At 57.1% G+C, this 18,949-nt stretch carries 20 protein-coding genes; 13 read left to right on the top strand and 7 right to left on the bottom strand.

Features of this window, described 5'->3' with window-relative positions:
• The 13 genes from Q1B27_RS09425 (at nucleotide 1) to Q1B27_RS09360 (ending at nucleotide 11,216) form a co-directional block, all read left to right on the top strand.
• On the top strand, nucleotides 1–432 hold the full coding sequence (locus tag Q1B27_RS09425; protein WP_299846764.1) for a hypothetical protein: 432 nt from the start codon (nucleotides 1–3) through the stop codon (nucleotides 430–432).
• Between the two features lie 6 nt (nucleotides 433–438).
• The gene (locus Q1B27_RS09420; RefSeq protein ID WP_299846763.1) at nucleotides 439–1,161 is read left to right on the top strand and encodes an ABC transporter ATP-binding protein; all 723 of its coding nucleotides are present in this window, start codon (nucleotides 439–441) and stop codon (nucleotides 1,159–1,161) included.
• Entirely contained in the window at nucleotides 1,158–1,961 is an 804-nt protein-coding gene (locus Q1B27_RS09415; protein ID WP_299846762.1) for an ABC transporter permease, read from the top strand. The genes Q1B27_RS09420 and Q1B27_RS09415 overlap by 4 nt, the downstream gene beginning before the upstream one ends.
• Nucleotides 1,962–2,418: 457 nt before the next feature.
• On the top strand, nucleotides 2,419–4,005 hold the full coding sequence (locus tag Q1B27_RS09405) for an ATP-binding protein (protein WP_299846757.1): 1,587 nt from the start codon (nucleotides 2,419–2,421) through the stop codon (nucleotides 4,003–4,005).
• A gap of 9 nt (nucleotides 4,006–4,014) precedes the next feature.
• On the top strand, nucleotides 4,015–4,698 hold the full coding sequence (locus Q1B27_RS09400) for a response regulator transcription factor (RefSeq protein ID WP_299846755.1): 684 nt from the start codon (nucleotides 4,015–4,017) through the stop codon (nucleotides 4,696–4,698).
• A gap of 119 nt (nucleotides 4,699–4,817) precedes the next feature.
• Nucleotides 4,818–4,913, top strand: coding sequence for a pyrroloquinoline quinone precursor peptide PqqA (gene pqqA, locus Q1B27_RS09395; RefSeq protein WP_299846753.1), 96 nt, complete (start codon nucleotides 4,818–4,820; stop codon nucleotides 4,911–4,913).
• A 24-nt stretch (nucleotides 4,914–4,937) separates the two neighbouring features.
• Nucleotides 4,938–5,834, top strand: a complete 897-nt coding sequence (gene pqqB, locus Q1B27_RS09390) for a pyrroloquinoline quinone biosynthesis protein PqqB (protein WP_299846751.1) — start codon at nucleotides 4,938–4,940, stop codon at nucleotides 5,832–5,834.
• Nucleotides 5,831–6,580 carry a pyrroloquinoline-quinone synthase PqqC gene (gene pqqC, locus Q1B27_RS09385; protein WP_299846749.1) on the top strand — a complete coding sequence of 250 codons (750 nt, stop codon included), beginning with the start codon at nucleotides 5,831–5,833 and terminating at the stop codon, nucleotides 6,578–6,580. Before pqqB ends, pqqC begins: the two co-directional genes overlap by 4 nt.
• Entirely contained in the window at nucleotides 6,577–6,855 is a 279-nt protein-coding gene (pqqD, locus tag Q1B27_RS09380) for a pyrroloquinoline quinone biosynthesis peptide chaperone PqqD (protein ID WP_299846747.1), read from the top strand. The genes pqqC and pqqD overlap by 4 nt, the downstream gene beginning before the upstream one ends.
• Nucleotides 6,852–7,970 (top strand): pyrroloquinoline quinone biosynthesis protein PqqE, encoded by a 1,119-nt coding sequence (gene pqqE / locus Q1B27_RS09375; protein ID WP_299846745.1) that lies wholly within the window; start codon nucleotides 6,852–6,854, stop codon nucleotides 7,968–7,970. Before pqqD ends, pqqE begins: the two co-directional genes overlap by 4 nt.
• Nucleotides 7,971–8,186: 216 nt before the next feature.
• Nucleotides 8,187–9,035, top strand: a complete 849-nt coding sequence (locus tag Q1B27_RS09370) for an MBL fold metallo-hydrolase (RefSeq protein ID WP_299846743.1) — start codon at nucleotides 8,187–8,189, stop codon at nucleotides 9,033–9,035.
• Nucleotides 9,035–9,976: an MBL fold metallo-hydrolase gene (locus tag Q1B27_RS09365; RefSeq protein ID WP_299846741.1), complete on the top strand. Its 942-nt coding sequence runs from the start codon at nucleotides 9,035–9,037 to the stop codon at nucleotides 9,974–9,976. Before Q1B27_RS09370 ends, Q1B27_RS09365 begins: the two co-directional genes overlap by 1 nt.
• A gap of 196 nt (nucleotides 9,977–10,172) precedes the next feature.
• On the top strand, nucleotides 10,173–11,216 hold the full coding sequence (locus Q1B27_RS09360; protein WP_299846739.1) for a YeeE/YedE family protein: 1,044 nt from the start codon (nucleotides 10,173–10,175) through the stop codon (nucleotides 11,214–11,216).
• A 7-nt stretch (nucleotides 11,217–11,223) separates the two neighbouring features.
• Here the strand turns inward: Q1B27_RS09360 and Q1B27_RS09355 are convergent, their stop codons facing one another.
• The 7 genes from Q1B27_RS09355 to soxB all read right to left on the bottom strand — a co-directional run bounded on the left by Q1B27_RS09355 (nucleotide 11,224) and on the right by soxB (nucleotide 18,945).
• Nucleotides 11,224–12,288 (bottom strand): YeeE/YedE family protein, encoded by a 1,065-nt coding sequence (locus Q1B27_RS09355; RefSeq protein ID WP_299846738.1) that lies wholly within the window; start codon nucleotides 12,286–12,288, stop codon nucleotides 11,224–11,226.
• 75 nt (nucleotides 12,289–12,363) lie between these two features.
• Nucleotides 12,364–12,795 (bottom strand): DUF302 domain-containing protein, encoded by a 432-nt coding sequence (locus Q1B27_RS09350; protein ID WP_299846736.1) that lies wholly within the window; start codon nucleotides 12,793–12,795, stop codon nucleotides 12,364–12,366.
• 82 nt (nucleotides 12,796–12,877) lie between these two features.
• Nucleotides 12,878–14,146 (bottom strand): NAD(P)/FAD-dependent oxidoreductase, encoded by a 1,269-nt coding sequence (locus tag Q1B27_RS09345; RefSeq protein WP_299846734.1) that lies wholly within the window; start codon nucleotides 14,144–14,146, stop codon nucleotides 12,878–12,880.
• A gap of 24 nt (nucleotides 14,147–14,170) precedes the next feature.
• Nucleotides 14,171–14,869, bottom strand: a complete 699-nt coding sequence (locus Q1B27_RS09340) for a c-type cytochrome (protein ID WP_299846732.1) — start codon at nucleotides 14,867–14,869, stop codon at nucleotides 14,171–14,173.
• Nucleotides 14,870–14,871: 2 nt separating this feature from the next.
• On the bottom strand, nucleotides 14,872–15,966 hold the full coding sequence (locus Q1B27_RS09335; protein ID WP_299846730.1) for a c-type cytochrome: 1,095 nt from the start codon (nucleotides 15,964–15,966) through the stop codon (nucleotides 14,872–14,874).
• Nucleotides 15,950–17,221 (bottom strand): sulfite dehydrogenase, encoded by a 1,272-nt coding sequence (soxC, locus tag Q1B27_RS09330; RefSeq protein ID WP_299846728.1) that lies wholly within the window; start codon nucleotides 17,219–17,221, stop codon nucleotides 15,950–15,952. The genes Q1B27_RS09335 and soxC overlap by 17 nt, the downstream gene beginning before the upstream one ends.
• Before the next feature lie 26 nt (nucleotides 17,222–17,247).
• Nucleotides 17,248–18,945, bottom strand: coding sequence for a thiosulfohydrolase SoxB (soxB, locus tag Q1B27_RS09325; protein WP_299846726.1), 1,698 nt, complete (start codon nucleotides 18,943–18,945; stop codon nucleotides 17,248–17,250).
• Nucleotides 18,946–18,949 lie beyond the last annotated feature (4 nt).

Here is an 18,949-nt window from a genome sequence, read left to right as displayed (position 1 = left end):
ATGAGAAGAATTGCCTTTGGGGCCGCCCTTGTTGCTATGACAGCGCTGCCCGTCGCCGCCCATGATTTCGGGTTTGCCGGTATTCTTTCGTCGAACAACATGGAAGAATTGCCCGAGATAACGCTGAGCGTCGGCAAACCCTTGTCCGATGCCCCCTTGATGTTGAAATCGGGCACAGGATACGAGATCGAGATTGTCTCGGATGGCTCCGGTGAACTGGCCCTTGAAGGTTCAGGGTTTTTTCGCGCAATCTGGATCAATGAAATTGTCATCAACGATCTCGAAATACGTCCCTTTGGAATCGAAAGCCTGGAATTCGATGATGAAGGTACGATGGAAATCGAATTCATCGCCATCAAGCCAGGCAGCTATTTCCTACGCATTCCTGGATCATCAGGCGAAAGCCAGCGCGTCGAAATCACCATTCAGTAGCGCCGTATGAGCCCCCTGGACGTCAGTCATGTTAGCTATAGCTACGGGGCGAAACAGGCGCTTGACGATGTTTCATTCGAACTGTGTCCGGGGCGTTTTACCGCGTTGCTGGGACCCAACGGCGCGGGGAAATCGACGCTCTTTTCCCTGCTGACGCGTCTTTTTGTTACAGGTCAGGGGCGGATTACTGTGGCTGGGCACGATCTGTCCCGCGAGGCCCGGGCAGCCCTTTCCAAGATCGGTGTTGTATTTCAGCAGCCGACGCTGGATCTGGATATGAGTGTTGCCCTTAACATGAGCTATTTTGCAGCCCTGCATGGGCTGTCCGGGCGCATGGCGCAAACCCGTATAGATGCAGCCCTTGATCGGCTGGACATGCGTGAAAGGGCCAGGGAAAAAGTCCGCGCTCTCAACGGTGGCCATCGCAGACGGATGGAGATTGCCCGCGCGTTGGTTCACGGCCCCGAGATACTCATGTTGGATGAACCAACCGTCGGTCTCGATACTGCGAGCCGCCGAGCGATCACGGATCATGTACATGAATTGGCCAACGGTGGTCTGACGGTGTTTTGGGCAACCCATCTGGTCGATGAAATCAAGCCGCAGGATGATGTGGTGATCCTGCATCAAGGACGTATCCTGGCCCATGACCGATCAGAGAACATCGCAAGCGGAGAACCCTTGATCGACCGTTTTATCCAGATGACCGGCGGGGACGCGGAGGCATGAAACCGTATCTCACCTCTCTGACAGCCATCGTCTTGCGTGAAGCTTCGCGTTTCCTGCACCAGCGCAGCCGGTTTCTGGCCGCCCTTGTGCGTCCTTTGGTATGGCTGGTAATTTTTGCAGCCGGGTTTCGTGCAGCGCTTGGTGTGTCGATCATCCCTCCATATGAGACTTACATCACCTATGAAGTCTATATTGTGCCCGGCCTTTGCGGGATGATCCAACTGTTCAATGGCATGCAGTCATCGCTGTCGCTGGTCTATGATCAAGAAATGGGCTCCATGCGGTTGCTCCTTACTTCGCCTTTGCCTCGATGGTGGCTGCTGTTGTGCAAACTTTTGGCCGGGGTCGCGGTGTCAATCCTGCAAGTCTATGTGTTCCTGGCGCTGGCCGCGGGGTTTGGCATCGCATTGCCGCTGATGGGGTATCTCTACCTCCTGCCAACACTTTTCCTGACAGGTCTGATGCTGGGTGCACTGGGGCTGTTGATTTCATCTACGATCAAGCAACTTGAGAATTTCGCCGGTGTAATGAATTTTGTCATCTTCCCGATGTTCTTTCTGTCCTCCGCGCTCTACCCACTTTGGAAAATGGCGGAAAGTTCAGATCTGCTGCGTGATATCTGCGCGCTTAACCCCTTTACCCATGCTGTCGAGTTGATCCGCTTCGCGCTATATCAGAGTTTCAACGCATCGGCCTTTCTCTGGGTGCTGGGAAGCTTCGCGGTGTTTTTTCTGCTTTCGCTTATTGGGTATGATCCTGCACGAGGGCTCTCACGCCGACGTAAACCTGCGGACGGCTAAGAGTTAAAAACTGAACGAAATACTTCAGAAAAAACAACCGTCGAGAGTGAGGTCCGAGGATTGCAGAAAGAGACTGGTAATCTCACGCGTCTTTCTGGTCCTGACGGACATAGGCACAGCGCCAGCGGGCGACGCGCCAACGGGGATGCGTGCTGACCCATCGGGCCAATTCCGGTTGTGCACCCATAAGGCACGCCACTGGTGAAACATCTGTGTAAACCAAACTGCGTTCTTCACAATTTTCAGGCGGGGCGCCAAGACAGGCAAGGAAAATCAACTCGATCATAGGTTTTCACCTCTTCTAAGACTTAGATCTTAGTCATCAAACATAGCAAATAGCGGTTAATTATTCTGGTATCGCTGGCTTCGCTTGCTGGTAGCGATACAAAAAAGCTACAGTTTCCAAGGCTTACCGATCCGGTTCACTCTTCTTTCCCGGCGTTGCGAAAGGCGCGTAATGTTTCCTGCCAAGGCCTCTTTGAAACTAAAATTCGGCTTTGGTGCCGGGCTGTTGGGATTGGTGGCGTTAATGGCTGCTGGCATGACGGTGTTTGGCAGCGACAAGCTATCGGCACGAATTAACGCCACCCTTGCTGCGGAACGCCGCATTGATCGCTACGCCGTTTTATCGACGCAAATTTCCAGCTTTATCGTTGTTGCAGCCGAAGCCATTCAATCTGGCTTGCCCCCGGAGGCGCGCGCGTCCCGGTTAAACAATCTGTCTGACAATATTCGGAACACCTTCGCCCGAATTCGTTCAGATCTTGAAACCGCCGTTGAGGAAGCGCGTGCCCTGGGCATTGACGAACAATCGCGCCGCGCAACCCAAAGTATTGGCATCGCCCGAATGGAAGCGTTGTTCGAATCAAGCCGCAACGGCTTTCTGGCCGACACAACAAATCGCGAAAAACTGGTAGGGTTTATCGACACGTTCTCAATCGGGTTCGATCCGCTGCTAAACGCTGTTATCACCGATGAAGTGCGCGCCCGGGACAAGATCATCGCCAGTGTAGCCGAATTGCGGCGATCACTTACATCTATGGCGATGGCTATTTCGGTAGTGACTTTATTGCTCTTGGTCTCTTTCTATTTGCTTTTGATCCGCCCACAATTTCGTCGTTTAGATCAGCTACAAGCTGCCGCGCGCCAAATCGGTCAGGGGGATTTCACTGTTACGCTACCTGATAACCAGCATGATGAAATCGGCCGCTTGTTTGGAGAGACAAATCGCATGACCCATGCGCTGGCCACTCGCAAAGACGAGGTGGATCAGGAATGGGCAAAACTGAATGACACCATCTCTGAACGAACCGAGGCTCTGCATCAAGCGAACGCATCCCTGGCAAAAATCGACGAGGACAGGCGCCGGTTCTTTGCCGACATCAGCCATGAATTGCGCACGCCACTGACCGTAATCCTGATGGAAACGCAATTGGGGCTTAAAGGTACGCAAAACGCTAAAACATCTTTTGAAACTATACAGAACCGTGCTTTGCGTCTGAACCGGCGCATAGATGATTTGCTGCGTATCGCCAGGTCAGAATCCGGGCAACTCGCTCTGGAATCCGAGCCCTTCGACCTGACTGAAATTGTGAACCAAGCGCTTTCCGACACCAACGCCGAACTTTGTAACGCCAATCTTGAAGTAAGCCACTCACCACAATCAACAATGCAGGTGATCGGCGACAAAAATTGGATCAGGCAGGTACTGACAGGGTTGATCCAGAATGCGATCCGACACGCCCGGTCCGGTGGCCGGCTATCCATCAGTTGTGAAGCACATGAAAGCTGCGCCTGTGTCTCAATCGCCGATAACGGCCCCGGTATTGCCCCCGCTGCCCAAGCGAAAATCTTTGAAAGGTTTCAACAAGGAGACAGTTCTGCCAAATCCGAAGGATTCGGGATCGGATTGGCGCTGGCCAAATGGGTTGTCGACCAGCAAAATGGCACCATCTCGATAAAAAGTCCCTTGAGCGATGATGACAAGCTGGGCGATGCACCCGGTACCAAAGTCACGGTTTGCATCCCATTGGCGCAGGACTAACCTTTGACAATGACTGAAACTTCCCCGCGCATCCTGATTGTCGATGATGATCCCGAGATCACCTCGGCACTTGCGCGTGGCTTGGCACTACATGGCTATGACACGGTCAGCAAAAACCACCCGGATGCCGCTATGGAACAATTTCGTCAAGAAGGGCTAAGCGCAGCAATCGTCGATGTCATGATCGGAGCAGATAGCGGGATTGATCTTGTTCGTGACGTACGCAAGTCTGGCATCACCATTCCAATCCTGATGCTCAGCGCCCTATCCGAGGTGGAGGACCGCGCGAACGGGTTGGAGGCAGGTGCCGATGATTACATCGTCAAACCCTTTTCCTTTGACGAACTTGTAGCCCGGCTGAAGGTTCAGGAACGTCGCGCCCGCCCGGATTCATGCAGCCGGATCGAAGCTGCCAGTTGGACAGTTTCAAACGCCATGCGACAGGTTACGCTGACTGAACGCGAGTTTGCACTTCTGCATCAATTGGCAAGTCATCCAGGCGATGTGCTTTCCCGTTCCGATCTGTTTCAATCCCTGTGGGCGGGCGAGGGCGCGAGTTCGGAAAACGTGGTTGATGTCTATGTCGGGTATCTGCGCAAGAAGCTCGATCCCTTAGGTGATTTCGGGTTCGACATCAAAACTCTCAGAAACCGTGGTTTTACTTTGGATGGCACGCCACCAGAAATAACGTAAAACATTGTAATATTGAGATTTTTATTTTTTCTTAGATTATAAGTTTTGACCCCCATGAAAGATTCGAAAATACTAGGAGTATCCCAGTTGATGGAATCAAAACTCAAAGGAGCGCAACAATGGCTTGGACCAAACCTACACTCCGCGAAATCGAATGCGGTATGGAAATCAACATGTATGGACCAGACGGCGGCGACGACGGCGTACTTTTCTGATCATGAAATAGCGCGGAGGCTTTGATGAATTTCCGCGCCCGAATTCTTGGGGCAGCTGCTGGCGGTGGTCTGCCCCAATGGAACTGCGGTTGCAATAACTGCAACTTGGCCCGCTTGGGCAAAATCCCACCACAAACCCAATCTTCGGTAGCATTTACAGCCAACGGTTTAGACTGGGCAGTGCTCAATGCTTCACCCGACATTCGTCAGCAATTCGTCGATTGCTCGGATCTGCATCCTACAGGTTTGCGCGAATTGCCGTTGCGATCAGTTCTTCTGACAAATGGTGATATCGACCACGTTGCTGGGCTTTTGACACTGCGTGAGATGCAGCCCTTCACAATCTACGCCACGGCCGGCATCCACGAAGTACTGGACCAGAACCCGATCTTTGCTGCCCTCAACACTTCTGTTGTGACACGACGGACGATCTCTCTGGATCAAACTGTCGAGATCGCTCCCGACCTTATGGCCGAGCTTTTCCCTGTACCGGGAAAAGTCCCACTTTATCTTGAGGGTGAAAATGTCGACACCGAAATGATGGGTGAACAGACAGTCGGGGTGCATCTTAGCACCAAGGGCAAGGATGCCTTTTATATCCCGGGTTGCGCTACATTGAATGACGATCTGCGCGAGCGGTTGAAAGGCGCGGGATTGGTCTTTTTCGATGGGACACTCTGGCAAGATGAGGAGATGATTCAAGCCGGATTGGGAAAGAAAACTGGAAAACGTATGGGCCATATGTCGATGTTCGGTAATGATGGGTCGATCAGCGCCTTTACCGATTTGGACGTTGCAAAAAAGGTCTTCGTCCACATGAACAATACAAACCCCGTTCTACGGCCAGATTCTCAAGAACGCCGCACCGCCGAAGCCGCCGGCTGGATCATTGGTCAAGACGGAATGGAAATCGTACCATGACACAGTCTCACGCTGATTTCGAAGCCCGGCTACGCCAGATCGGCGCAGAGCGTTATCACGATAAGCACCCGTTTCATGACCTGTTGCATGGGGGTAGATGCACCCCCGATCAAGTTCGCGCCTGGGTCATTAATCGCTACTATTACCAACATTCCATTCCGATGAAAGATGCTGCCTTCATGTCCCGTGTCGAGGATTCTAAGCTACGCCGCATCTGGCGATCTCGGATCGAAGACCATGACGGCACTGACAGCAACGAAGGGGGTATCCGTCGTTGGTTGCGTCTGGCAGAAGCGGTTGGCCTTGATCCTGATTATGTTGCATCGACCGAAGGTGTTTTGCCTGCAACCAAGTTCGCCGTCGATGCCTACGTTCGCTATGTTCGTGACAAATCTCTGCTAGAGGCTGTTGCTGCCTCTCTGACCGAACTATTTGCGCCGAAAATCCACAAGGACCGTATTGCAGGATTGCTGAAGAATTACGATTTTGCCGATGATCGGAGCCTCAGCTATTTCCGCAATCGCCTGAAAGAGGCCCCGAAGGATGTAGCCTTTGGCCTGCAATGGGTTCTCGACCATGCAGATACGCAGGAAAAACAGGATGCCGCTGCAGGTGCACTGATCTTCAAGACCGATGTTCTCTGGTCGCAACTGGATGCGCTTTATGCCGCCTACGTCACACCCGCACGCATTCCGCCAGGAGCCTGGATACCCGGCGATCAGACCACATTGGCCAAAGTCTCGTGATTGATCCATCCGATATCCCCTACCTGCCCCGCGGCGTGCGCGTGCATTTCGACAAGGTGCGTGACAATTGGGTTTTACTAGCACCTGAACGCGCGCTCACGCTTGACCCAATCGGTCACGCAATCCTGTCTGAGATTGACGGAAACCGCACGTTTCAGGCAATAACCGAGACGCTTTCGGCCAAATACAACGCACCGGCTGAACAGATTGCCAAAGATTCTGCCGGATTTCTGAGCGCCTTGCAGGGGCGCCGCTTTCTGGAGGTGCAGACATGACCGTTCAGCCCCCGATCGCCATGCTGGCCGAATTGACTCATCGCTGTCCCTTATCCTGTCCTTATTGTTCGAATCCGGTCGAACTTGCTTTGCAGGACCGGGAGCTCGATACCGATCAATGGCGCGATATCTTTCAGCAGGCCGGTCGATTGGGCGTGCTTCAATTGCACTTATCAGGCGGAGAACCAGCCAGCCGTCGCGATCTGCTTGAACTTGTCACCGCAGCGCGCGAGGCAGGTCTTTATACCAACCTCATCACCTCGGGCATCGGACTGACAGAAAAACGCCTTAAAGCACTGGATGAAGCCGGCTTGGATCATGTCCAACTGTCGCTGCAAGGCACAGATGCAATGATGGCCGACCAGATCGGCGGCTACAAGGGTGGTTTCGATCGCAAGATGCAGGTCGCCCGCTGGATCGGTGAAATCGGCTTCCCTTTGACGCTTAACGCGGTCTTGCACCGCCGCAATCTGCATCAGCTGCCCCGCGCCCTGGAAATGGCCGTCGAAATGGGCGCGCGCCGGATCGAGGTGGCGACGGTGCAATTCCACGGCTGGGCCTTGAAAAACCGTGATGCCCTGATGCCCACGCCCGAACAGGCCCGTGAGGCTGATCGCATCGTAAAAGAGTCGCGAACCCGGCTTAAAGGCACGCTTGTGATCGACTATGTGCCGGCTGATTATCATTCTGATTTCCCCAAGCGATGCATGGGCGGCTGGGGCACAACCGGACTCAACGTCTCGCCCGATGGGCAGGTCTTGCCCTGCCATGCCGCACAGACGATCCCACATCTAAAATTTGATAATGTGCGTGAAAAATCCTTGCATGAAATCTGGTACGAGGGCGAGGCGTTTAACACCTATCGCGGCACCGACTGGATGCAGGAGCCCTGTCAAAGCTGCGAAAACAAGCTAAAGGATTTTGGCGGCTGTCGCTGTCAGGCAATGGCACTTGTCGGAGACGCAGCTGCCACTGATCCGGTGTGCACCAAATCTCCGCATCATGGCGCGCTGCAAACACGGGCCGAAGAACATTCCCACAATGATACGGCCGAGATGATCTATCGCGGCACTCCCGGCCGGTCGCAGAGAACAAAGCCCAAAGAACCGGTCTGACAACCGGCTTGAGTTACCATATACCGGTTACCGCAACCGAATAATCAGCGCGCACCGGCATTATTGCGGAAACCGCGCCATAAGCGCTTGCATTTTGGCAGCTTTCGCGATCATATTCCAATATATGAATAAGTTGTAGGATGCGAAATGCTGTTAAGCCGTCGAATGCTTCTAGCCGGATTGGGGGCAACTTCGGTAGTCGGGGTGCCTGCGCAAATGGCTGCGGCAAGTCAACTGACCTTTGGCGACATGCGTGTGTCAAGCGTCAGCGATGGCAACCTTGTTTTACCCACCGCGTTTTTTTTTGATAGATTGCCCCAGGACGAAGTTACCGAAATCCTCGAACGGCACGATATGCCGACCGACCAGCTTACGCCACCCTGCAATGTCACGGTGCTGCAGCATGAAGACAGGACCGTACTCTTCGATGCGGGCTCCGGCCCGGGGTTCATGCCGTCTGCGGGTGCTTTGCTGGGCAACCTCGAAGGCCTGGGCATCGCGCCCGAGGACGTGACCCATGTTGTGTTCACCCATGGGCACCCCGACCATCTTTGGGGTGTTCTGGACGATTTTGATGACCCGGTGTTTCCCGACGCCGCCCATCTGATCGGCCAACTCGAATGGGATTACTGGCGGGATCCGGAAACGGTCGGCACCATCGGCGACGCCCGTGCCTCCATGGCGGTCGGCACGGCACGGCGGCTTGAGGCAATCGAAGAGCATTGCGATTTTTTCACCGCGGGTCAGGAAATTCTGCCCGGAATCATGGCGCATGAAAGCTTTGGCCACACGCCCGGCCACATGTCGTTTGAATTACGCTCGGGCAGTCAATCGGTGTTGGTCGGGGGCGATGCGATCGGCAACCACCACGTCGCCTTCGAACGTCCGGATTGGGACAGCGGCGCGGATCAGGACAAAGAGACGGGGGCGAAAACACGGCACCGGCTTCTGGATCAGCTTGCGCAGGATCAGATGACCCTGATCGGTTTTCATCTGCCCGACGGCGGCATCGGGCGGGTAGAGCGCAAGGATAGCGCCTATCGTTTCGTGACGGAGGATATGTGATGCGCTGGATTATCTGTCTGCTCTCTTTGACGACTTTCGCCCATGCAAGCGAAGATATTGCCGACAAATACCCGGGCTCGATGCTCTATGACAAACCGGTCGAGGTGATCCCGGGTGTATTCTCGGCAATCGGCGCGACGGCGCCACCCACATACGAAAACGCCGGCCATAACAACAACCTGAGTTTCATCGTCACTGGCGAGGGCGTGGTGGTAATCAACGGCGGTGCGGCCTATGGATTAGCCAAGGCACTGCATGACGAAATCCGGGCGATTACGGATCAGCCGATCAAACTGGTCTTCAATGAAAACGGCCAGGGCCACGCCATGCTTGGCAATTCCTACTGGGCGGAACTGGGTGTGCCGATCATCGCTCACGAAGATGCAGCCCACGAGGTCGAAGAATATGGCGGCACCATCCTTGAAGGGATGAAACGCTATAATCGCGATCAGGCAGAAGGTACGTTTGTCCAAGGCCCGACCGAAACTTTCGCCGACGAATACATCGTCGAAATGGGCGTTTTCCGCATCGAGGCCCGCCATCTGGGTCCCGCCCACAGCCCCGGCGATATCGTCATCTGGCTGCCAGAACAAAGCCTGGTGATTTCCGGCGACATGGCCTTTCACGAGCGCATGTTGCCGATTTTCGCAGACACGTATACTGCCGATTGGCTTGAAACATGGAATACCGAATTCGAAGCCCTGAATGCCACCTATGTCATTCCCGGGCACGGTCACCCGACGAACATGGCTCAGGTGCGCCGCTACACCAAGGGGTATCTGGAATATCTGCGGGGCAAGATAGGCGAACACTTGGAAAATGGCGGCGATCTGGCCGATGCCTATTACGTGGATCAATCCCCCTACGCCCATCTGGACACGTTCGAAGAGTTGGCCACCAAGAATGCGGGCCGGGTCTACGAGCAGATGGAATTCGAATGATCCGGTGAAATTAGGGCCACTATCGGGTATTTTGGAACGATCCCGGTAAGTACCTGCCAGTTATTCGGAAATGTCTGGAACGTTATTCCCCTATGTCGATCACAAGCGGGAAGGCGTCCCTCGTGCCCCCCCTTGACCTGTAGGGTCAAATGCCGATGTAAGGACGATCTGCCAACTCACCGGGGATCAGTCCGCCATGTTGTTCGAACTCTACGAGCTGCCATTCGACGCGCAAACAGCGCATCTGCTCCTTGGTCTTGCGCTGGGACTGGCTTTTGGTGTCGCCGCGCAGATCAGCCGCTTTTGCCTGCGGCGCGGGCTGGTCGCGGGGCCGGACCGCCGCGCGGCGCTTGGCACCTGGCTGACGGCTTTGGCCGCGGCGATTGCCGGAACCACGCTGGCCGGTCTTGCCGGGTGGATCGACCTCTCGGACCACAGGCTGATGGCGACCGACGTTCCGGTCCTTGCAATTGTTGTGGGCGGACTGGCTTTTGGCGCAGGCATGGTGCTGACCCGTGGATGTGTCAGCCGCCTGACGGTTTTGGGCGCAACCGGGAATTTGCGCGCGCTGACCATACTCGTTGTTTTCGCCATCACTGCCCATGCGACCCTCAAGGGCGTTCTGGCGCCGATCCGGGTTAGCCTTGGGTCTGTTACCGCCGATACCGGCATCGGAACCCTGGCGGCTTTGCCCGGCGGTGCGACGATCTGGGCGGCCTTGGCGGTTATCGCATTGGCTGTCGCAATCATGCGCTTGCAGCCCCGTTTCTGGCACGCGACTTTGGCCGCGCTCATCGGCCTTCTGGTGGTCGCCGGCTGGCTGGGAACCGGCTGGTTGCTGATGGACGAGTTTGATCCGCTGCCAGTTCAATCTCTGGCCTTCACCTCGACATGGGCCGACAGCCTGTTCTGGACAGTTGCCTCTACCTCGATCCCTGCGGGCTTTGGCGTTGGGCTTATCGGCGGCGTGTTTGGTGGCGCATTCCTGTCGGGCCTGGCGCGCAAGGAACTGTCCTTTGCCAGTTTCGAAACCGCACCCCAGACGCTCCGCTATGCCGGTGGTGCGGTATTGATGGGCATGGGCGGCGTGCTGGCTGGGGGCTGCACCGTTGGGGCCGGACTTTCGGGCGTTTCGATGCTGAGCATCTCGGCCATTCTCGCGCTTGGCTCTATCGCAGCCGGAGCCCTGCTGACAGACCGGGTAATGGCCTCTACCCCGGCCCTGCAACCGGCTGAATAATTGTTCGTCAGGACGTCACCGGCGCCGATCGCATCATGCCGATCAGCCGGTGCGTGACGACGGCGCCGACCCACATGCAGAAAACGGCGATCCAGGCGGTCAATGAAAGGATCGCGCCACCGGACATGCCCGCGCCCACGGCGCAGCCCCCGGCCAGCATGCTGCCGAAGCCCATGAAGGCTGCACCAACCAGATAGCGTTCCATCGGGGTATCGGGACCAAATCGTTCGATACGGGCTTCATGCGTTGCAAGCGCCATAAGGCCTGAACCCACGAATACACCCGGCACCAAGCCAACACCAAACCCCAGAGGCAAGTTTGGCTGGTTGATCAAACCCATCAAAGTATCGGTAGAAGGCCCGGTGAATGTGATTGATGAAATCGGCACCAGTTCGAAAGAACTTTGCGCGATGGCGTAGGTAATCACCCATCCCATCCCGACAGCCGCGCCAACCATCGCCGCCGCTAAAATCTTACTGGGTTCGACGCGCGCAACCCTGGCCAAAATGGAGACGGTCCCCAACGCCATCAATGCCAGCAGAGCACCATCCCCGCTTGTCAGACCCAAAAGCTCGGACAAACTACGCGAATTGCCGCCGGAAACCGTCCAAAGTGTTGCAAGTTCCTCACGCAGAGGTGCCAACACACCCCGCAACGATGCCTGCGCGACAAGTGTTAACACAAGCCCCGTAACGATCGCCCGCAAGTTCCCCGTGGCAGACAGGACAAGCAACCGACTGGCACAACCGCGCGCCAGGATCATGCCAGCCCCAAACAGCAGTCCACCGATTATCGCGCCGGAAAGGCTTCCTTGAGCGGCAAGCTGCCGGGCCTGCGATACATCCAACCATCCCGAGGTTATGGATCCTTGAACAACCAAGGCTGCCGTGAAAAAGGCCAGCAACCAGACCGCCAACCTTGGTCCCATACGACCGTTACTGACCTCGATCGTCGCGGACCGCAGGCAAAATCGGGAATGCTGGGCGGCCGCACCAAAGACCACTCCGACCAGCGCGCCTGCCATCATCAGCACCGCGCCGTCGCCATACCGGTCAAGAAGTATCTCGATCATCCGCAGCCCAATCCATGTTGGCAGATGGCTAGCAACAGGGGGGCGGGCCGTCTTTGACCTTGCTCAAGGCCCCGGCTATTCCAGCGCCTCCTGCACAATCTCTTCCAGAAGCGCCTGCACCTCCTGCATCGGACCTTCGGGATACTGGCGGTAACCGATCATCACCGCGCCCTCCCTTTCAGCGACGAACACACCGTAAGGGCAATGCGCCAGGTTCATCGGGTCGGCCTCCATCACCTTGCGCGACAATTGCGCCGAGCAGAACAGGAAGATATCCGCCTCTTCGAATAACACCTTGTCGCTGCCCACGTCGGCTGCCGTACGGTTCAGCATTTCGCCCGTGTGGCTGACGTAATCAATCACCAGCCCCCGCCCGATTATGGCGCTTTCAACGGCAAAGGCGGCATCTTCAAAACTGCCGTCAAAACTATGTGTCACCGCCTGATCGGCGGCAAAACCCGGGCCGGCGGCAAGGGCCATGGCCCCCAGAAATAAACGCATCTTCATGACGACCTCCTCTTTCCGGACCCAGTGAACCAGCGAACAGTCCGGCGGGCCATGATCTGGATCAGGCCCGTCGATACCTGCCCTATCCGAACATGTCGGCGGTTATTCCCGCATACCAGCCTTCGGATTCCTCGTAGGTCGCCTTGCGGGTCGTGCTATCTTCGCCGGTTTGCGAAATGAAACCGTCGACCTTGGCGATCTTCTCGGGGGTCGCTTCGTAGGTGGCGCCAACCTTGACGCCGTTATCCGTGCCGATCAGGGACCAGCAGGTGTTGCTGAACTTAGCCGGAAATACCTTGGAGCCGGTCAGTGCCCCGCGCACCGCATTGGCACAGACCTTGGCCTGCGAATTGGCTGCGAACCCCGACTTCGGCATGTCGCCCTGTGCCGCTGAATCGCCCAGAACATGGACATCCGCATCGGCCTTGCTGGACATGTCAACGGCATTGACCGGTACCCAGTTACCATCGCTCACGCCCGCCATATCGGCTATCCGGCCCGCTTTCATCGCGGGGATCACGTTGCAGGCACCAACCTTGGTTTCTTCGCCGTCAATCGTCACCGTCATCGCTGCCGGATCGACCGAGACATTGCCGCCGCCGAATTCCTCGCCGATCCAATCGACCATACCGGCATAGTGATCACCCCAACCTTCCTGGAACAGGCCCATTTTCGAGAATTTCGGCTTGGGGTCGGCAATGATGATCTTGGCCGTGGGGTTGTTGGTTTTCAGCAGATGCGCCACCATCGACACGCGCTCGTAAGGTCCGGGCGGGCACCGGTAGGGGTTGGGCGGGGCTACCATCGCAAAGGTGCCACCTTCGGGCATTGCCATGATCTGCGCCTTCAGCAGCTCGGTCTGCGACCCGGCCTTGTAGGCGTGCGGCATGGCGTTCTGCGCCTCAATGGACCAGCCTTCCACGCTGCCCTCAACAAAGTCGATACCGGGGCTGAGGATCAGTTTGTCATAGGACAGGCTGCCGCCGCCGGCCAACGAAACGGTCCTAGCGTCACGGTCCACATCGACCGCCCAGTCATGCACGACATTGATGCCGTACTTCGCCGCCAGCGTGCCGTAGGTGTGACCGATATCGTCGATCTCTTTGAAGCCACCCAGGTAAAGGTTGGAAAAAAAGCACGAGAAATAGGTGCGCGTGGGTTCGACCAATGTCACCGCGATCGCGCCCTCGCTATCCTTGGCGATATATCGGGCCACGGTGGCCCCGCCCGCACCGCCGCCAATAACGACCACGCGCGGCTTGCCATGGCCGTCCGCCAACACCGCAGGCGCCGACACTGCGGCCGCGGCGGCAACACCGGTTCCCAGAAAAGTACGTCTATTGAATTTCATTTGTTTTTCCTCCCAGTTCGCTTGTTATTCCAGATTAATAAAATAGGCCGCCAGCGCGGCAATCTCCTCGTTTGATAATCTCCCGGCCATCATCTGCATCACCGGATGCAGGCGCAGCTTGTTCTTGTAGGCGTGCATGGCCACCACGAAATCTTCTTCCGGCCAGCGGGTGATCGACGGGATGCCCTGTGCCGTCCCGTCCGACTGGTGGCAGGTCAGGCATTCGGTCGCAAGGTATTCACCATATTCCGGATCGCCCTCCAACGCCAGAATGGCTGGATCAAGATCATGATCCGTGCCGGTGGCCGTAGGCTCGGCTTCGGGGATATTTGCCGGGTCATCCGAATAGACCCGCAGGTAGGCCAGCAGGTCCGCCCTGTCTTTTGGGTCTTTCAGCCCGCGAAAGCTCATCCGGGTCTTGGACACAAGCGAGCGCGGGTTTTCAACGTAAGCATCAAGCGTTTCCGCTGTCCAGATCAGCCCGTCCGTGCCCGCACGTTGCATGGATTTTGAATAGGCAAACCCGTCATGCACCGCCGCCCGCCGTCCGAAAATGCCGTTAAGATGCGGCCCGATCCCGTCCGACGCCCCCTCTCCTAGCTGATGACATCCTTTGCACTTGGAAAAGATCTCTGCGCCGGCATCCGGATCGCCCAATTGTTGCGCCACAACCGGGTTTGCCAAAAGCAGCACAAGCGTCAGTATTTTGGCGCCAGAACGCACGTCTAGTCGGGAAAGGTCGACAGATAGGCGATGATCGCCTCCAGGTCGCCTTCTTTCTTGAATCCGGCAAAGCTCATCTTGGTGCCCTTGATATAGGTCTTCGGCTTGGCCAGAAACGCGCTCAGCGCCTCCGCGTCCCATACCAGCCCTTCCTCGGCCTTGGCCTTGAGCGGCTTGGAATATTTGAAATCCTCTACGGCGCCCGCTGCCCGGCCGACAATCCCGTTCAACTGCGGACCGGACCTGTTTTTGGCCCCGTCGCCCACCTGGTGGCAGGCCTTGCACTTCTTGAACAGTTTTTCGCCCGCGGCGACCATCTCCGGATCAGGCATTGCAAGCTCCGCGGTGGCCTCTTCTGCCGCTGGCTCGTCTTCGGCAGGGGCTTCAACAACCACGGCAACCTTGTCCTGCGCGGTCGCGTTGCGCGGGTTGGTGGCGTTCACCAGCTGCTTGACCTTGCGTGCCTTGGTCTCTTCCGGCGTCACGTCCAGAACCAATGCGCGCATGGTGATTTCGACATTCTCCTTGCAGTCGCTCATGCAAGGTTCCCCGGTCCACTGCGCGTATTCGGTCGCGGCGCGGTCATCGATGATGAACCCATCGGCATTAGGCAACTCGATCTCGGCAAAGCTTTCGTTACTCAGCACGAAATCCTCATCCACCAGATAGTTGGAATAGAGAATATAGGCGACAATCGCATAAACCTCATCATCGGTCAGCGTCTGAGCATTTCCAAACGGCATCGAGCGGTGGACATAGTCCCAAGTGGTCGACAGATAAGGCCAATAGCTGCCAACGGTTTTCAGCGGATCCTCATCCGCCAGCGTCCCGTCCCCACCGGCAAGCTTGGGCCAGTTATCGACACCCTCGGCAAAGTCGCCGTGACAGATCGCGCAATAATCGGCGAACAGGGCCTCACCGTCTTCGACAGATCCCGATCCCGGCGGCAGGCCGGTGCCATCGGGATGCACGTCCAGATCCCAGGCGGCAATTTCTTCGGGCAGGGCCGGGCGGCCAATGCCATAGGTTTCAGCCCAGACGGGCACCGTGGCCATCGCAAGGGCTGCCATCAGAACAAGCTTAGGAAACTTCGACATTTTCAGCCTCTCCATTGGCTTTGACCCACCAGGTCTGAATGCAATTATTGTGATAAATCGAGTTCAACCCGCGCACCTCGCGCAGCTGTGCCTTGGTCGGCTGCACATACCCGGTCTCGTCCATTGCGCGCGATTGCAGCAGCATCTCTTCACCATTCCAGTCGGTATCCAGATAGAACCGGCTCAGCGCCATTTTCTCACCGGGTTTGGCAAGGCGCGCCGTCTCCCAGCTCTTGCCGCCGTCCTTCGAGACATCGACGCGCGTGATCGCCCCGCGCCCCGACCACGCAAGCCCGGTAATGACCAGCGGGCCGGGCCCGTGGGCAATCGGCGCTTGCGGGCTGGGCGAGGTCACGACCGATTTCGCATCCATCTCCCAGGTCCATTTGCGGCTGGTGCCATCGGCCAGCGTGTCGGTGTACTTGCTGGTCTCTTCCCGGCTTTCCACGGGCCGGTCCATCACCTCGATGCGGCGCAGCCATTTGACCCACATATTGCCTTCCCAGCCCGGCACGACCAGCCGCACCGGATAGCCATGTTCCTTGCGCAGCGCTTCGCCATTGGCCTTGAACGCGACCAGCACATCGTCCAGCGCCTTTTCCATCGGAATCGACCGCCCGTTCGAACTGGCATCGGCCCCTTCGAAATAGACCCATTTGCCCGCTGTATCGTACCCGGCTTCTTCCAGCAGCGTGCGCAACGGCACGCCGGTATATTCCATGTTGTGGATCATGCCGTGAGTGAATTGCGCGCCATTCAGCTGCGCGCCGGCCCATTCCATCCCGGTATTGGCGGCACATTCGCAGAAATAGACATGGTTTTCGCGCGGGAATCGCTCCAGATCGGCATAGGTGAAAACCAGCGGCTGACCCACCATACCGTTGATCATCAGCCGGTAATCTTCCTTGCGCAGCTCGATCGCACCCGAGTGATGACGCTCAAACGCGCAGCCCTGCGGCGTGATCGTGCCATCCAGCGCGTGGATCGGCGTGAAATTGATCGAGCTTATCGTGTCGGCGGTCAGCCATTCGACATTGCGCCGGATCACATCGCTTTCAAACTCGATCGGCAAGCCATAGGGCGTGGCGTCAACGCCTTCACCCAGGCCCGAGGCCCAGGGCTGCACTTCGGTGATCAGCGGATCGGGCGTGGCAGACCGCGCACCGCCCGCGGCCACCGCACCGACACCGGCTGCCGCCGCCCCGCGCAGAAACGCGCGCCGCGATGTAGGGGTGTCTTTGGAAATCTTCGACATGCTCCATACCTCCTTTCAGCCGGGCGTCACGCGCCAACGACCTGAACGCTGTTATTGGGATCAACCGACACCGTACCCCGATTGCGAATGTGGTTTTCCACCACATCCCAGATCATCGGTCCTTCGGTCCCTTCATTGACCGAGGCCCAGCCCGCCACCTGATAGGTTTTGGCCGGGTCGATCGCCTCACCGGTTTTCAGCAGAACCAGATCGGTGATCCGGCTGCCCTGCGGTTTGGTGATGTCGATGCGATAGCCCAGCCCGCCGGTGCGCACCATGTCACCGCCCTGCTGGTAGTAGGGATCCGGGTTAAAGAGGTTATCCGCCACATCCTCCAGCACCACATGCAGAAACTCCCCGGTCATCCCGGTACGGTAGGCCGCGCCATAGGTCATCGAGGTGACGTTCCAGATATCCTCACGGGTGATGCCCTGCCCGGGCAGGATCGACGGCCCCCAGCGGACACCAGGGCTCAACGCGATATCCGCCTCGCGTTCGGAAATCAGCGCGTCACAGATCAGGTCATCCCAGGTGCCGTTGAAATTGCCCCGCCGGTAAAGCAGGCTGTCGGTCTGGCCAATCACTTCGCTGAGCTGATCCAGATAGGGCGCGCGCTGTTCGTCAATCAGGGCCGACATTTCGGCATCGGGTGCAATTACGTCCGAAAAGATCGGGATCAGCTTGTGGCGAAACCCCATCATCCGGCCATCACGCACATCCAGATCGACACGGCTGACGAATTTGCCGTTACTGCCCGATGCGACGATGATCGTATCGCCCACCAGCACGGGTTCGGGCAGGGCATCATGGGTATGGCCCGACAGGATCACGTCGATACCGGTCACGATGCCCGCCATCTTCTTGTCGACGTCAAACCCGTTATGACTGAGGCACACCACCAGCTCCGCGCCCTGGCTGCGGACCTCATTGACCATTTCCTGCATGTGTTCGTCACGGATGCCAAAAGCGTATTCCGGGAACATCCAGCCGGGATTGGCGATGGGCATGTACGGGAAAGCCTGCCCGATCACCGCGATCTTGACGCCGCCGCGTTCGAAGAATTTGTAGGGCGGGAACAGCTCGGCTGGCTCATCCCACTCGGCATCAAAGATATTCTGCCCCAGCGCGGCAAAGGGCAGCCCTTCGACGATCTCATTCACCCGTTCGGATCCAAGGGTGAATTCCCAATGGAAGGTCATCGCATCGGGCCCAAGCGCGTTCATCACGTTGACCATGTCCTGACCTTCGGTGTGATAGCAGGTATAGCTGCCGTGCCAAGTATCGCCGCCATCCAGCAACAGCGCATCGGGACGCTCTGCGCGGATGGCATTGATCACTGTTGCCACCCGATCCAGCCCACCAACACGGCCATACCCTTTCGCCAGCGCCGTGAAATCACCCGATGTCAGCGCATAATGCGACGGGCTGCCATCTTCGATGCCGTAAAGCTTGCGGAAATCGGCCCCGGTGACATGCGGCACATGACCCTTGTTGTCGCCAACACCGATATTGATCGACGGCTCTCGGAAAAAGATCGGCTTCATCTGGGCATGGATATCGGTCACGTGGATCAGTGACACGTTGCCGAATGTCTCGAACTGCAACAGCTGATCCTGTGTCAGCGCCTGCTGCGCCGCCAACCGGCCCCATTCGCCATAACTGGAAGCACCCAGAATGGCCGTGGCCGCCATGCTGGTCTGAAGAAAATCACGCCGCGAGATCATGGTT

Source organism: uncultured Roseovarius sp., from assembly GCF_947489715.1.
GTDB lineage: Bacteria > Pseudomonadota > Alphaproteobacteria > Rhodobacterales > Rhodobacteraceae > Roseovarius.
Note: the sequence above shows the minus strand (reverse complement) of the source record. Positions and strands in the feature narration are given on the sequence as shown.